We start from the raw sequence: 15169 nt of genomic DNA, 5'->3' as shown, positions 1-15169 counted from the left end.
CTCCGGGGTATTCCCCGGAGCCGCCCGGGTCGGCGATCGTCCGTCGGGTCTACGCGGCCCTGCGCATCTGGAGTTCGCGCAGGGTGGGGATGTTGGGGTGCGGGACGCGGACACCTGTGTCGACGAAACCCAGCCGCTGGTAGGCCCGGTAGGCGAGGTCGTTGCCGACCACGACCTCGAGCATCAGCTCGTTCCGTCCGCAGGCCCGGGACCAGTGCGCCACCCCACCGACCAGCTCCGCGAGCAGGCCGGTGCCCCGCCAGCTCGGAGTGATGTAGACGGCGTAGAGCACGGTCACCCCCGGCTCGGCCGGGTGCGCCATGCCACCGACGTGCCCGACGAGCCGGCCGCCCGGATCCGCCACGAACTGCGCCGTGTCGGGGCCGGCGGAGACCCGGGCGACCCGGGCGGCGTACTCGGCGTGTGGTCGGGCCGCGGCCTCGGCGATCGTCTCCAGGAAGGCCAGCGGCGCGTCCGCGAGCATCTCCAGGCGCAGCGCCCGCATCCGAGCTGTGTCGGCTGGCTCGACTCGGCGGATGACGGCCCGGCGCAGCGCCGTCCCGTCGGTGACGCTTGTCATGCCGGAATGCTTATCACAATGACGTACGACGATGCGGACGACTGTAATACGCCCGATTTGTGGTCGTGCGCCGTCGTCACTCCTCGTGTAGCGTGCGATTTCGGTCACCCGTTTCAGTGGTCGTCGCCGACCGCTGAAACCGGTGGTTTCCGGGTGCCGGTTCGCTGGCGGCCCGAGGTAGTGGAACGCCGTGCAGAGTGAGGAAAACACCGTGGCACAAGGCACCGTGAAGTGGTTCAACGCCGAGAAGGGCTACGGCTTCATCGCCGTCGACGGCGGGCAGGACGTCTTCGTTCACTTCTCTGCGATCGAGATGGACGGCTACAAAGCGCTGGACGACGGTCAGCGGGTGGAGTTCGAGATCGCCCAGGGCCAGAAGGGCCCACAGGCGGAGCGGGTGCGCGTCATCGCCTGAGCGCCGACCACCCACCCCCCACCGACCGATCGTCGTCGGGGTGGCGTGACCATCGCCGGAGGGGGCAGCGGTGCCGGCGCCCCACAAGGGAAGATCATGGGCCGAGCCAGCCGTCGCTGAGGAGGTCCCATGTCCGACCAGCCGCCCCCGACAGGTCCGTCCTCTCCGCCTCCGGGTGAGCCGCAGCCGCCCGCCGGATGGGTCGGTCAACCACCCCTCCCGGGCCAGCCTGCGTACGGTGCGCAGCCGGCTCATCCCATGCAGCCGTCCCACCCCGGCATGACGCCGTATCCCGGCCAGCCGTTCTACGGCTGGTACCCCCCGGGCGGCTACGGCCTCGACCCCTCCGACGCCCTGGTGACCCCGCCCGGGGCCGGGCTGGGCGGCTGGTTCGCCCGGTGTGTGGGTGCCGCCCGCCGGGGGTGGCGACCCCTGCTGCCGATCCTCGTACTCACCCAGGCGCTGCCGGCCGCGGTGCTGTCGGTGCTCGTGTTGGCCGTGGACCCCTCGGCCCGCTGGGACGCCCAGCTCGCCAGCGACTCCGCCGCGCTGCCGGCGAACTTCTGGTCCGATCTCGCGACGCTCCTGGTCGTGGTACTCGGTGGCAGCCTGCTGCTCGGTGTGGTGCAGGCCGTCGGCTGGGCCGCCGGCACCTGGGTGATCGCCCGGCAGGCGGTCGGCGAGTCGGCCGGCCTCGGTGCCGCCCTGCGCTACGGAGCGCGTCGGGCGCTCGGTCTGTGGGGCTGGACACTGCTCATCACCCTGATCGTCACCTTCGGATTCTGTCTGTGCTTCCTGCCCGGCGTGTACGCGGCGTTCGCGCTGGCCCTGGCCGGCCCGGTCTACCTCTTCGAGCGGCACGACCCGCTCAGCAGGTCGCATCGAATGCTGCGTGACCGGCTGGGGCTGCTGCTCGGCCGGGTGGCGCTTGTGGGTGCCGCCGTGATCGGTTTCTCACTGGCCGCGAGCGTGCTGGAGTCGCTGGCGATCCTGCCGTTCGGCACCACTCCGTTGGACTCGCCGGGCACGGCGGTGGGCGCGGTGCTGACGATTGCGGTGGTCGCGGTGCTGACGCTGCCGGCGTACCTCGCGCAGCTGGTCGGGCTGGTCGTCACCTACGCCGAGCAGCGGGCACACGAGGGCCCGGTGAACGCCGCCCAACTGGCAGCCGAACTCGGCTGACCCGGGCCATCGTGCTTGCACTCGGCAGGGCAGAGTGCTAAACAAGTCATTGGCACTCGCATGGCGTGAGTGCCAGCTGGTCGGGACGGTGGGGCTGCGGTCGCGCTCGTGACATAACCACGGGTGGGGCACGTGGCCGGTCGTCGCGGGCTATCCGGCCCGGCCGAGGAGACGTCGCCGTCGCCAGGTGGCGACGTCCCAAGGTGCGTACACCAGACGGCCCATCCGGGGCACACACTCGGGTGGCCCGTGAGTGTCCAGGAGGACAACGCCGTATGGCCAAGATGATCGCGTTCGACGAAGAGGCGCGCCGCGGCCTCGAGCGGGGCATGAACCAGCTCGCCGACGCCGTGAAGGTGACCCTCGGCCCCAAGGGCCGCAACGTCGTGCTCGAGAAGAAGTGGGGTGCCCCCACCATCACCAACGATGGTGTGAGCATCGCCAAGGAGATCGAGCTCGAGGACCCCTACGAGAAGATCGGCGCCGAGCTGGTCAAGGAGGTCGCCAAGAAGACCGACGACGTCGCCGGTGACGGCACGACGACGGCGACCGTCCTGGCCCAGGCACTCGTTCGCGAGGGCCTGCGCAACGTGGCCGCCGGTGCCAACCCGATGGCCCTGAAGCGGGGCATCGAGGCTGCGGTCGCCAACGTCTCGGAGGAGCTGCTGAAGCTCGCCAAGGACGTCGAGACCAAGGAGCAGATCGCCTCCACCGCCTCCATCTCCGCTGGTGACGCCAGCGTCGGCGAGATCATCGCCGAGGCGATGGACAAGGTCGGCAAGGAAGGCGTCATCACCGTCGAGGAGAGCAACACCTTCGGGCTGGAGCTGGAGCTCACCGAGGGTATGCGCTTCGACAAGGGCTACATCTCGGCCTACTTCATGACCGACCCGGAGCGTATGGAGGCCGTCTTCGACGACCCGTACATCCTGATCGCGAACAGCAAGATCTCGTCGGTCAAGGACCTGCTCCCGATCCTGGAGAAGGTCATGCAGGGCGGCAAGCCGCTGCTGATCATCGCCGAGGACCTGGAGGGCGAGGCCCTGGCCACGCTGGTGGTCAACAAGGTCCGTGGCACCTTCAAGTCGGTCGCCGTCAAGGCGCCGGGCTTCGGTGACCGCCGCAAGGCCATGCTGACCGACATCGCCATCCTCACCGGTGGCCAGGTCATCAGCGAGGAGGTCGGCCTCAAGCTGGACGCCGCCAGCCTCGACATGCTGGGCCGGGCCCGCAAGGTCGTGGTGACCAAGGACGAGACCACCATCGTCGACGGTGCCGGCGACGCCGAGCAGATCCAGGGTCGGGTCAACCAGATCCGGGCCGAGATCGACAAGAGCGACTCCGACTACGACCGGGAGAAGCTGCAGGAGCGGCTGGCCAAGCTGGCCGGCGGCGTTGCGGTGATCAAGGTCGGCGCGGCCACCGAGGTCGAGCTCAAGGAGCGCAAGCACCGCATCGAGGACGCGGTCCGCAACGCCAAGGCCGCCGTCGAGGAGGGCATCGTCCCGGGTGGTGGTGTCGCGCTGGTCCAGGCCGGCAAGACCGCCTTCGACAAGCTCGACCTGGCCGGCGACGAGGCGACCGGCGCGCAGATCGTGAAGATCGCGCTGGACGCCCCGCTGCGGCAGATCGCCGTGAACGCCGGCCTTGAGGGCGGCGTCGTGGTGGAGCGGGTCCGCAACCTCGACTCGGGTCACGGCCTCAACGCCGCGACCGGCGAGTACGTCGACCTGCTGGCCGCGGGCATCATCGACCCGGCCAAGGTGACCCGTTCCGCGCTGCAGAACGCCTCGTCGATCGCCGCGCTGTTCCTCACCACCGAGGCCGTCGTGGCGGACAAGCCGGAGAAGACCCCGGCCGCACCGGCTGGCCCGGGCGGCGGGGACATGGACTTCTGAGTCCAGCTCCAACGCCGGAAGGGGCGGGCCGCGTCAGCGGTCCGCCCCTTCCGCTTTTGTCGGCGGTGGCCGGCCGACCCTGCGTCGGCGGTGGCGGCTGGTCGCTACGTCGGGAGTGGCCGCTGGTTCCGTCGCTTCCGCGCCCGGTCGTACGGTGGTCGGTGCTGAACCGGCTCGTCCACCAGGATGAGCGGCTCCTCGGGTGGCTCGTCCACACCGGTCATCTCGGCCAACTGCTCGGCGTCGCCGTAGTCGAGCCGGTCGATCGGCAGTTGGCCGGGGAGTCCGTGGACCGCAGCCCCGGTGGCTGGTGGGGCTTGCCGGGCCTGATCGTCGTCCGTGCTCATCGCTGCCTCCTTACCGAAACGGTAGGGGCGTGCCGAGCACCGGGATGGGCGATTGGCATTATCGGGATCTATTTGCTATTTGCGCTTTTCAAGTGGTCAAGGGCGCTACGTCCGGAAGAAGATACGTTCGGCCCGGACGCCGGTACCGCCCGAATGACGATCAGTCACGGGCCGCCGACACGGCCGCGTACGCGTCGACCAGACCGGCACCCACGATGTTCGCCGGGCCGCCACATTCGTCGGTCCGCGCCCGGGCCGGGTCGTCGGTCTCGATCGGGTCGGCCGTGTCGCGGAGGATCCGCCGCGTCCGGTCAAGGTCGCCGACGAGTTCCGGGTTGGCTGACCACATCAACGCGACCACGCCAGCCACCTGTGGTGTGGCCATCGAGGTGCCGTCGAGCACGGCGTACCCGCCGCCGGGCATCGCGGAGACGACCTCCGCCCCCGGTGCCATCAGATCCGGTTTCGTCACTCCGGCGATCGTCGGGCCACGTGAGGAGAAGGCGGTGACCCGCCGCCGGTCGTCCACCGCACCAACGGTCAGCACGTCCGCGTACGGTGCGGGCGGGTCCTGCACGGAGCCGCAGAACGGGCCGGTGTTGCCGGCCGCCGCGACGACGAGAATCCCGGCGGCCTCCAGCGCTGCGGTGGCCGGCCGCAGCGCCGAGGGATCGCAGCCTTCGATCGGCGGGCAGCCCCACGAGTTGGTCAGGATCTCCGGCGCCCGGGCGGGCCGCCCCTGTCGGAACGGGTCGCCGCCGAGCGGGAAAGGCGCCAGCATGAACTGGAGGCAGTCGAGATAGGCTGCCGGGTTCCCCAGATTGCGGTCGAGGTTGACGCAGCCGACCCACCGCGCGCCGGGGGCCACACCGATGCCGTCCCGCCCGACGGCGCTGCCCATCGTGTGGGTGCCGTGTCCGCTGCGGTCGGTCGGTGCCCCACTGCCGTTCCACGGGTCGAACCACGAGTCGTCGCCGCCCCGGAAACCCTGGGCCAGGGCCGGATGCCGCCCGTCCACTCCCGAGTCGGAACTGCCCACGGTCACGCCGTCGCCGGTGACGCCGAGTTCGGACCAGACCCGATCCGCGCCGATCATGGTGATATTCCACGGCGGGCCGGACGGGGGCGTGGCGTTGCCGGTGGCGCTGTCGGCGGGTGCCGGCAACGGACGCAGTTGCTGGCTGACCAGTACCCGGGCCACCTCGGGTCGGCTGGACAGCCAGGCGCGTACCGCCGGCCCACCAGCCACCTCGATCGCGTTGACGAGATAGTAGGGGGTGTGTGGCAGTCGAGCCCGCCGCAGATCCCGCCGCAGGTCGGCCTGGGTCCGGTCGGCGGTGTCGACCAACCGCCGGTAGACCTCCTCGGCGCGTGCGTCCCGGCCCGCCCGCCCTGGCTCGCCGCGCACACCGCTCAGGTCCGCCTGTTCGCGGAGCAGTACGAAGAGCCGCTCCCCGTGCAGCCCTGGCTGTCCGGCGGTCGCGCCGACCAGACCGACCGTGACCAGTAGCGTCAGGGCGCTCGCTGCGGCCAGCACCCGGCTCGGCGTGCGGGCCGAGCGGCGGGCCAGCAGCAGGCCGTACCCGACCGCCAGCACCAGTCCGACGGCGAGGCCGACACCGGTCGCGGCCGCGACCCAGAACGGCACGTCGCGGTTGCCGACCAGCAGCAGGCTGACCTCCTCCGGGTCGGTGAAGGCAAGCGGGCCGAACACACCGAGCCCGACCAGCCAGGCGGTCGGCGTCCGACCGCCATCCCCGGCAGAATGGTGGGCCACGACGCCCCCGGCGATCGGTTGATCCGGCAGAACGCGGCGGGTGCCCGGGTGGGCGACACCACGTCCGGTGGCCGGCCGGCGGCTCATGGCCCGCAACGCGGCCAACGCGAAACCGGCCGGCGGCAGCGTCACCAGCAGGGGCAACTGCGCGCCGGAATGGCCGGTGCCGGCACCGATCAGCAGCAGCAAAACCCCGGCGACGAGCCCGCCCAGCAGCACCAGCCGGGCCGGTCGAGGTGGTTCGTCGGCCCCGAAGCGGCCCCAGAACCGAACGTCGAGCAGCGTCGCCGCCAGCACGCCGACGGCCACCGCAGCCAGCCCGGCGAGCATGGTCTCCAACAGCCCGCCGAGTGCGCCCCACCAGACCCAGGGCAGTAGCAGGGCGAGCCCGGCGGCCACCGCCAGCAGGGCCGCCACCGACTGCTGTCCGTCCCGTCGCGCCTGCCGCCCGGTCTCGGCTTGCCGGCCGGGGCCGAGGACGTGGGAGGGCAGCCGGGTCGTCACCACCGCCAGCAGCGCGGCCACGAGGGCCAGCGCACCGAGGTACGCCTCGTGGTGCACCGGGGGGATCGTCCGCAGCAGCCCGAGCAGACCGAGTACGAGCGCACCGGCGAACCAGAGCCGGCCGGTGACGCGGACCGCCGCCGAGCGGGGAACGAGGGCCAACGGCAGCGTCGCGGCGGCGATCAGCAGCACGGTGAGCAGGCAGGCCACCGGCCAGAGCGGCACCAGCCGGTCCAGCCCGCCGATCAGCACCACCTGGTCCACGGCCCAGCCCCCGGTCTGCGCCAGGACCGTGACCGCGACCGTCCAGCAGCCGGCGAGTACCGCCGCGACGATCGCCCAGGGGCTGGCGGCCGAGCCGGGTGTGGTGGGTTCCGCCCGCATCCGCACACAGTACGACGCAGCCGCCGCGCCGTCGGACGGATCTGGCGGGCAACGAATCCGAGGCCCCCGGGCCGGCACGTGTCGGGGGAGGACCGGGCCGGTTAACGTGGACGGGTGCGTGATCCGAACGTTCTGCGGTCCGTTGCCGGGCAGCTGTCGCCCGCCCGCCGCGCCGCCGACCTGCGTCGGTTGCGGGCCGAGCGGTTCGACGTGCTGGTGATCGGGGGTGGGGTGACCGGTGCCGGCGCGGCCGTCGACGCCGCGTCCCGGGGCCTCAAGGTGGCCCTGGTGGAGGCCCGCGACTTCGCCGCCGGCACCTCCAGCCGGTCCAGCAAGTTGATCCACGGTGGCCTGCGCTACCTGGAGCAGTTGGAGTTCGGCCTGGTGCACGAGGCGCTGACCGAGCGTGGGCTGCTGGCCACCCGGCTGGCGCCGCACCTGGTGCGGCCGGTGCCGTTCCTGGTGCCGCTCCCGGCTGGGCAGGGCGTCCGCGACCTGCCCGCCCGACTGCTGCGGCGGGCCTACTACGGCGCCGGGGTGGCCGCGTACGACGCCTTCGCCGGCCTCTTCGGCGGCGGTCGGGGCATGCCGCTGCATCGGCACCTGAGCCGGGAGGGTGCCCGCCGGGTCTTCCCGAGCCTGCGCTCGGACGGCCTGGCCGGGGCGATCCGCTACCACGACGGGCAGGTCGACGACGCCCGCCTGGTGGTAACCCTGGCGCGCACCGCCGCCAGCCTGGGCGTGACCGTGGTGAGCAGTGCCCGGGCGGTCGGGCTGATCCGGCAGGCCCGGGAGGTCACCGGGGTCCGGGTCCGTGACCTGGAGGCGCCCGCCGGTTCACCCGAAGCCGAGTTCGAGGTACGCGCCCGTACGGTCATCGCCGCCACCGGTGTCTGGACCGATGACATGTCCCGCATGCTCAACGACGTCGGGCTGCGGCCCGGGGTCCGGGTCCGGGCGTCCAAGGGGGTGCACCTGGTGGTGCCCCGCTCGGCGATCACCGGCGAGACCGGGCTGATCCTGCGTACGGCCACCAGTGTGCTTTTCGTCATCCCGTGGGGCGGGCACTGGATCATCGGCACCACGGACACCGACTGGCGGCTGGACCGCTCACACCCGGCGGCCTCCGCCAGCGACATCGACTATCTGCTCCGGCAGGTCAACACGGTGTTGGACCGCCCACTGACCACCGCCGACATTGAAGGGGTCTACGCCGGGCTACGTCCGCTGCTGGCCGGTGAGGCGGACTCCACCTCGAAGCTTTCCCGGGAGCACGCCGTCATCGAGCCGATGCTCGGGCTGCTACTGGTGGCCGGCGGCAAGTACACGACGTACCGGGTGATGGCCGCCGACGTGGTCGACCGGGCGATGCGTCGGCTCGGTGGCCAACGGGTGTCGCGTACGGCCGATCTGCCGCTGCTCGGCGCGGACGGGTACGCGGCCATGTGGCGGGACCGGGCGGACCTGGCCCGCCGCCACGGCTTGCCGGTGGGTGTGGTGGAGCATCTGCTGGAGCGCTACGGAAGCCTGACCCTCGACCTGCTCGCCCTGATCGACGCCGACCCGTTGCTGGCCTCCCCGCTGGCGGGCGCGCCGGAGTATCTCGCCGCCGAGGTGACGTACGCGGCCCGCGCCGAAGGGGCGTTGCATCTGGAGGACGTGCTGACCCGGCGTACCCGGATCTCGATCGAGACCACCCACCGGGGCCTGGAGTCGGCCGAGCACGCGGCCGAGCTGATGGGCGCGGTGCTGGGCTGGGACGCGGCTCGGCGGGCACGGGAGGTCACGCACTACCGGGGCCGGGTGGAGGCCGAGCGACAGTCCCAGCTGATGCCGGACGACGCGACCGCCGACGCCGCACGACTCGGCGCGCCAGACGTGCGCGGCTACGCTGCGGATCGGGGCGCCGACGACGGCGCGGCGGGTGTGGCCCGCTGAGATCCACACTGGAGATCGTCGAGCATGGATATCTCTTCGACGGGTTACGCTTCCTACCTACGGTGGGGTAAGTTCCGCGAGTGATGGCGCTTTCCCGATCACGACTGGCATTCCTGCCCGGCATCGTCCTGCTGGCGGTCGCTCTCGGCGGCTGTGCGCCCTTCGGCGACAACTCCGAACCGCCCGTGGAGGCGAGTGCGCCGGCCGCCGGGCAACCCGGCGGCGCGGGGGCCACCACCACCGGAAAGGGCCGGGTCAGTCTGCTCCAGAACGACGGGGCCGACGGTCCGCTGCGCACCCTGAACGTGGAGCCGGACGGGCGTTGGGAGTGCATAGACTGTGCCGGCGACGGAGTCACCTCGACCGGCGCGTTGACCGAGGAGCAGCGGGAGCGGCTGCAGCAGCTGCTGGCCGAGCCGGACTTGGCGCGGGAGACCGACGAGGCCCGCGGCTACCGGGTCAGCTGCGTCGGCGCGCTCACCTCCAGCCTGCTGACCGCAGCCGGTCTGATCACCTCGCAGGACTGTCCGGGGGAGGAGCGACCGCCGGTGGCCGAGGAGATCCTGCTGCTGCTCACGCAGAACACGCCCGCCGAGATGGTCGGCTGAACCGCCCCGACGCTCAGAGGACCTTTCCGGGGTTGAGCAGGCCGGTCGGGTCGAGCGCCGCCTTGATCGCCTGGTGCACCCGTACGCCCACCGGACCGATCTCCCGGGCCAGCCAGTCCCGCTTCAGCAGCCCGACGCCGTGTTCACCGGTGCAGGTGCCGCCCAGGTCCAGCCCCAACCGCATGATCTCGTCGAAGGCCCGTCGGCCACGCTCCAGGCTCGCCGGATCGGCTCGGTCGACCACGATGTTGGGGTGCATGTTGCCGTCACCGGCGTGACCGACCACCCCGATCGGCACCTGGCACTCGGCCGAGATCCGGGCCACCCCGTCGAGCAGCGCGGCGAGCGCTCCCCGGGGCACCGCCAGGTCGTCGATGATCAGGCCGCCGCTGCCGCCGGGGTACGCCTCGGCGGCGTACTTCTCCATTGCCGGGTGAGCCGACCGGCGGGCCTGCAACAGCGCGGCGGCCTCCACGGCGTCGCTGGCCGCGTACACCTCCTCGGCGCCGGCCGCCTCGCAGACCGCAGCCAACTCGGCCAGGTCCGCCGCCGCTCGGGGACCGGTGTCGGCGGCGGCCAGCAGCAGCGCCTCCGCGTCGGTGCGCAACCCCATCGGCCGGTACGCCTCGATCGCCCCCAGATGGGTGCGGTCGAGCAGTTCCAGCAGGCTGGGGGAGAGTCCCTGGGCCGCGATCCGGGCCACCGCCTCGCCGGCGCCCGCGGTCGAGCCGAACACGGCCACCAGGGTTAGCGACTCCGCGGGCGCGGGTCGCAGCGCCACGGTGACCTCGGTGATCACTCCGAGGGTGCCCTCCGAGCCGACGAAGAGCCGGGTCAGGTCGTAGCCGGCCACGCCCTTGGCGGTGCGCCGTCCAGTGCGCAGCACCTCGCCGGAGGCGAGCACCACCTCCAGGCCGAGCACGTACTCGGTGGTCACGCCGTACTTGACGCAGCACATGCCGCCCGCGTTGGTGGCGACGTTGCCGCCGATCGTGGACGACTCCCAGGAGCCCGGGTCGGGCGGGTACCACAGACCCTGCTCACTCACGGCGGCGGTGAGCGCGGCGTTGACCACCCCCGGCTGGACGACCGCGATCCGGCTCACCGGATCGATCTCCAGGATCGCGTTCATCGAGGTGGTGCTGATCACCACCGCGCCGGCGACGGAGTTCGCCGCGCCGGCCAGCCCGGTACGGGCACCCTGCGGCACCACCGGCACGCCGTGCCGCCCGGCCGCCCGGACCACCGCGACGACCTCCTCGGTGCTGCTCGGCCGGGTCACCACCAGCGGCGTCGCCGAGGCACACAGGTCAGCCTCGTCCCGCTCGTGCCCGCGCAGCAGGTCAGGATCGGTGAGCACCGCGTCCGGCCCGAGGGCGGCACGCAGGTCGTCGAGGAGCGGGGAGGTGGCCATGCGGCCGAGGTTACGACCGGCCACTTGTGATCATCAACCTGAGTCGGCGGCGGGTACGGTGGCGGGGTGATCTACGTGGACCGGCCGGCCTGGCCGGGGCGCGGCCGGCTCTGGTCGCACCTGATCAGCGATGTCTCCCTGGCCGAACTGCACGTCTTCGCCGAGATGCTGGGCGCCCCCGGGCGGGGCTTCGACCGGGATCACTACGACATTCCCGCCGAGCGCTTCCCGATGGCTGTCTGGCTCGGTGCTCAGGTCGTACCCAGCCGCGACATCGTCCGCCTCCTGCGCGCCGCCAACCTGCGCCGCCCCAAACACCTCTCCCGCCCCACTCGCCCCTCCCTCCCGCCGCTCCCCCCGACCGCCCCCGCCGCCGATCATGCAGTTGTGGTACGCATCAAAGCGGACGAAGCATCCATAACGCCTGCCGCAACTGCATGATCGGCGACGCGAGGCGAGGCGAGGCGACGCGGGGCGGGGCGGGGCGGGGGGTGGTGGGGCTTGTCAGGGGGTGAGGTGGGTCAGTTCGCGGGTGAGGTTGGTGTGGGCCGGGTGGGTCCAGCGGGCGGCCAATGCGGGAATGCGGTACAGGGAGGGCAGGGCGAGCAGGCCGGAGAGCACCCGGGCACGGCCGGCCCGGTAGTCCGGCTCGGGCACGTGGGCGTACTCCCGGCGGATCGCGGCGGCGTACCGGTCGTACTCCGGTGGTGACGCGGCCAGCACGGCCAGGTCGGCGTCGCAGAGCAGCGCGCCGTCGGCGTCCGCCGGAGCCACCACGTGACCGGCGGTGAGCAGGACCAGTCGCTTCACCTCGGCCACCTCGGCGGGAGGCAGCCCCAACCGGGTGAGCAGGGCGTCGGCGAGCGCCGCGCTGTCCTGCTCGTTCCGGTCACCCGCCGCGCGGGGGTCGTACACCGCGTCGTGGCACCACGCGGCGAGTCGCACCAGATCGGGTCGCGACGCGGTCGAGGCGTACCGGTCGATCACGTCGAGCACGGCGGCCAGGTGCGCGATCGTGTGGTAGTGCCGGTGCGGCTCCCGCCACCGTTCGAGCAACTCCGCCCCGGCGGCGTCGACCGACGCGGGGTCACCCGCTCCGGCAGCCCGGGCGGCGGTACGCCATCGCGCGATCAACCCTGTCACCGGCCCGAGTCTGCCCGATCCCGGCGACGAGCCGTGATCCGGTGCCGCCGTCCGGAGTGATGTGCCGCTTCGGCGGGAATGTCCGGGCGTCAGGTGGGTAGTCCCGGCCATGACGGTGGCCCGGCGCGGACTTTCTCGGCTGCTGCGCCGAGACGGCGCGCGCGACGGACGGTCCGACGTCGACACGGCTCGGATCGCCGGGACCATGGCGCAGCTACATCACCGGAGCAAGGCGACCCTGCGCGACCGCCTGCACCGGGTGCGCCTGTCACTCGGCCTGGCCGCGCAGGCGGGTCTGGCCGCCGGGCTGTCCTGGGTGGCCGCGCATGAGCTGCTGGGCAATCCGCAACCGGTCTTCGCCCCGATCTCCGCCGTCGGCACCCTGGCCGTCTCGGTGGGTCAGCGGTTCCGCCGGACCATCGAGTTGATCCTCGGGGTGGGCGTCGGGGTGTTCGTCGGCGACCTGCTGATCTATTTCCTCGGCACCGGGCCGTGGCAGCTCGGGCTGGTGGTCACCTCCGCCATCGTGCTCACCGTTTTCGCCGGGGGCAGCGTCGCCATCGTCATCCAGGCCGCGGCGACCGCGGTGCTGATCGTGACGCTCAGCCCGTCGGTGGAGGATCTGGAGATACCCCGGTTCATCGACGCGATCGTCGGCGGCAGCATCGCGCTGCTGGTCACCGCGATCCTGCTGCCGCTCAACCCACTGCGGGTGCTCAACCGGGCGGCCCGGCCGGCGCTGGACCTGCTCGCCGCCCAGCTCGATGCCGCCGCCGACGGGCTGCGGGAGCGCGACGCGGGCAAGATCCAGAGCGCGCTGGACCGGCTGCGCGACAACAAGGAGGAGCTGGCCACCTTCTCCGAGGCGATCGAGGGTGCCAAGGAGACCGCGCTGCTCTCCCCGGCACGGTGGCATCGGCGTAGCGAACTCACCCATTACGCGGAGGCGGCCGAACCGATCGACCGGGCGATGCGCAACAGCGGCACCCTGATCCGGCGTGCGGTGACCCTGGTGGAGGACGACGAGCCGATTCCGGAACCGATGCCGGACGCCGTCGATCACCTGGCCGAGGCGGTGCGCCAGCTACAGAAGGAGTTCGCTCAGGGCGAGGAGCCTGAACAGGCCCGGGAACGGTCGCTGCGCGCCGTCAGCGAGGCCGGCCGGGCGTACGGCGACGGGGTGGGGTTCTCCGGCAGTGTGGTGGTGGCCCAGGTGCGTACCACCGCCAGTGATCTCCTGGTGGCCTCCGGCATCAGTCAGGAGGAGGCGAACCGGCTGGTGCGGCGCTCCTTCGGTGAACTGGACCGACCGGGGGCACCGGCCGGGCCGGAACCGGCCGTACAGCGGCCCACCGCACCCCCGGTCGGCTAAGCCGTGTGTCGAAGTCCCCGGCGGGGCTGCGGCGCGCCCTGGCACGTCGGCTGGCGGCGTTGCCGTCGCTCTGTCCTCGGGGTGGCCATGCGCCCGGCCCGACGGGCCGGGCATGACTACGCTGACCGCATGGCCGTCACCCCGTCCGGCGGATCACTGCCGCCGTCGCAGTCCGTGCCCGTCGCCCCAGGCGTGGAGGGTGGCGTACCCGGAATGCCGCGACGCCGCCTCAGCTGGCGACGGGCACTGGTGCTGATCGGGGTGATCATCCTGATCGCGGCCTGCGCGATCTTCATGATCTTCACGCTCGGCACCAGCCTTGGCGCAGAGGCGTTGCTGGTCGGCACCGCCGCCGCGATCCTGCCGGTCCCGGTGCTGGTGGCCTGCTTCCTCTGGCTCGACCGGTACGAACCCGAGCCGCTGAAATACCTGGTCTTCTGCTTCGCGTGGGGCGCCTTCGTCTCCACCGCCGCGTCACTGATGGTCAACGAGACGGCCGCCAACTGGTTCGACGACCAGGGGCTGCCCGTCGGGCTCACCGCCGTTCTGGTCGCGCCCTTCATCGAGGAACTGACCAAGACGCTCGGTCCGATCCTGCTGCTGGTGTTTCGGCGGCGGGAGTGGTCCGGCATCACCGACGGGCTGGTCTACTGCGGGCTCTCCGCGATCGGCTTCGCGATGGTGGAGAACATCCTCTACCTCGGCGGGCTCGGGTACGCCTCGGGCGTCGAGCAGTACGGGCCGGCGACCGGGGCGCAACAGGTCATCGCCATCTTCATCGTCCGGATCCTGCTCTTCGGGTTCGCCCATCCGCTGTTCACCTCGATGGCCGGTATCGGGCTCGGTATCGCCGCACGGTCGGCGGACCGTCGGGTGCGGTTCTTCGCCCCGGTCGCCGGGCTGCTGCTGGCGATGATGCTGCACGGGACGTGGAACCTGCTGCCGACGCTGACCCAGGCCACCGGTCAGGTGCTGATCTCGCTCTTCGGCTTCGTCGGCGTGATGGTTCCGATCTTCTTCGGCATGGTCGGCCTGGCGGTGTGGCTGCGGGCCTGGGAGGGACGGCTCACCGAGCGGGTGCTGCCGGACTACGTCCGGGCCGGTTGGCTCACGCCACCTGAGGTGGCCGCGTTGAGCAGCCTCGGTCGACGACACGCGGCCCGGGTGTGGGCCCGGCGGGTGGCCGGCGACGCCGGTCTACGGGCGATGCGTGGCTACCAGTTCGCGGCGACCCGGTTGGCGTTGCTTCGGGACGGTGCCACCCGAGGTCTGGACCGCCGCCCCGTCGACCGGGACCGGACGGCCCGGGAGGAACAGGAACTGCTCCACTCCATCGCCGCGTACCGGTCGTACTTCGTGGGCCGGGACCCGCAGTCGCCGGTCGGTGTCTGGGACGGGCACCGCTACCACCTGTGGTTCCCGGACGGTTCGCAGCGGGCGGTGGAGGCCCCCGAGGAGCCGGTGGTCCCGATCCCGGTGGTGCTCACCCCGCCGCCCCCGCCGCCCGCGTTCCCCGCCGGATACGGCCACCCCGGCTGGTACGGCCCCCGTCCCGCCGCCCCCTGGCCACCCGGCCACCGCTGACCGCCCCCGTCGGCCCGGTTCCG

Annotated in this window: 13 protein-coding genes; 8 read left to right on the top strand and 5 right to left on the bottom strand. The window is 72.1% G+C overall.

Features of this window, described 5'->3' with window-relative positions:
• Positions 1-49: 49 nt before the first annotated feature.
• Positions 50-580, bottom strand: coding sequence for a GNAT family N-acetyltransferase (locus Vse01_RS06805; protein WP_093403358.1), 531 nt, complete (start codon positions 578-580; stop codon positions 50-52).
• A 211-nt stretch (positions 581-791) separates the two neighbouring features.
• Here Vse01_RS06805 and Vse01_RS06800 point away from each other — a divergent pair, with 211 nt between their 5' ends.
• From Vse01_RS06800 to groL, 3 genes are all read left to right on the top strand, one after another.
• The gene (locus Vse01_RS06800; RefSeq protein ID WP_013288855.1) at positions 792-995 is read left to right on the top strand and encodes a cold-shock protein; all 204 of its coding nucleotides are present in this window, start codon (positions 792-794) and stop codon (positions 993-995) included.
• Between the two features lie 258 nt (positions 996-1253).
• Positions 1254-2177: a hypothetical protein gene (locus tag Vse01_RS06795; protein ID WP_139233127.1), complete on the top strand. Its 924-nt coding sequence runs from the start codon at positions 1254-1256 to the stop codon at positions 2175-2177.
• A gap of 275 nt (positions 2178-2452) precedes the next feature.
• Positions 2453-4075 carry a chaperonin GroEL gene (gene groL, locus Vse01_RS06790; protein ID WP_093403361.1) on the top strand — a complete coding sequence of 541 codons (1623 nt, stop codon included), beginning with the start codon at positions 2453-2455 and terminating at the stop codon, positions 4073-4075.
• A gap of 104 nt (positions 4076-4179) precedes the next feature.
• Here the strand turns inward: groL and Vse01_RS06785 are convergent, their stop codons facing one another.
• Positions 4180-4422 (bottom strand): hypothetical protein, encoded by a 243-nt coding sequence (locus Vse01_RS06785; RefSeq protein WP_093403363.1) that lies wholly within the window; start codon positions 4420-4422, stop codon positions 4180-4182.
• Between the two features lie 160 nt (positions 4423-4582).
• A complete protein-coding gene (locus Vse01_RS06780) occupies positions 4583-7087 on the bottom strand; it encodes a S8 family serine peptidase (protein ID WP_093403364.1) in 2505 nt (834 codons plus the stop codon).
• Positions 7088-7201: 114 nt separating this feature from the next.
• Here Vse01_RS06780 and Vse01_RS06775 point away from each other — a divergent pair, with 114 nt between their 5' ends.
• Together Vse01_RS06775 and Vse01_RS06770 are read left to right on the top strand one after the other, a co-directional pair.
• Positions 7202-9025: a glycerol-3-phosphate dehydrogenase/oxidase gene (locus Vse01_RS06775; protein ID WP_093403366.1), complete on the top strand. Its 1824-nt coding sequence runs from the start codon at positions 7202-7204 to the stop codon at positions 9023-9025.
• A gap of 83 nt (positions 9026-9108) precedes the next feature.
• A complete protein-coding gene (locus tag Vse01_RS06770; RefSeq protein ID WP_170863397.1) occupies positions 9109-9633 on the top strand; it encodes a hypothetical protein in 525 nt (174 codons plus the stop codon).
• 13 nt (positions 9634-9646) lie between these two features.
• Here the strand turns inward: Vse01_RS06770 and Vse01_RS06765 are convergent, their stop codons facing one another.
• The gene (locus tag Vse01_RS06765; RefSeq protein ID WP_093403695.1) at positions 9647-11047 is read right to left on the bottom strand and encodes an FAD-binding oxidoreductase; all 1401 of its coding nucleotides are present in this window, start codon (positions 11045-11047) and stop codon (positions 9647-9649) included.
• 66 nt (positions 11048-11113) lie between these two features.
• Here Vse01_RS06765 and Vse01_RS06760 point away from each other — a divergent pair, with 66 nt between their 5' ends.
• Entirely contained in the window at positions 11114-11488 is a 375-nt protein-coding gene (locus tag Vse01_RS06760; RefSeq protein ID WP_093403369.1) for a DUF4031 domain-containing protein, read from the top strand.
• Positions 11489-11551: 63 nt separating this feature from the next.
• On the opposite strand, the gene Vse01_RS06755 is transcribed toward Vse01_RS06760, so the two are convergent.
• On the bottom strand, positions 11552-12190 hold the full coding sequence (locus Vse01_RS06755) for an HD domain-containing protein (RefSeq protein ID WP_093403370.1): 639 nt from the start codon (positions 12188-12190) through the stop codon (positions 11552-11554).
• Positions 12191-12299: 109 nt separating this feature from the next.
• On the opposite strand from Vse01_RS06755, the gene Vse01_RS06750 reads away from it, so the two are divergent.
• Both Vse01_RS06750 and Vse01_RS06745 read left to right on the top strand, forming a co-directional pair.
• Positions 12300-13562 (top strand): FUSC family protein, encoded by a 1263-nt coding sequence (locus tag Vse01_RS06750; RefSeq protein WP_093403372.1) that lies wholly within the window; start codon positions 12300-12302, stop codon positions 13560-13562.
• A gap of 87 nt (positions 13563-13649) precedes the next feature.
• Complete coding sequence (locus Vse01_RS06745; RefSeq protein ID WP_093403373.1) at positions 13650-15146, top strand: PrsW family intramembrane metalloprotease; 1497 nt, start codon at positions 13650-13652, stop codon at positions 15144-15146.
• The last annotated feature ends 23 nt before the right edge of the window (positions 15147-15169 follow it).

Origin of the sequence: Micromonospora sediminimaris (genome assembly GCF_016863575.1) — a bacterium.
GTDB lineage: Bacteria > Actinomycetota > Actinomycetes > Mycobacteriales > Micromonosporaceae > Micromonospora > Micromonospora sediminimaris.
Note: the sequence above shows the minus strand (reverse complement) of the source record. Positions and strands in the feature narration are given on the sequence as shown.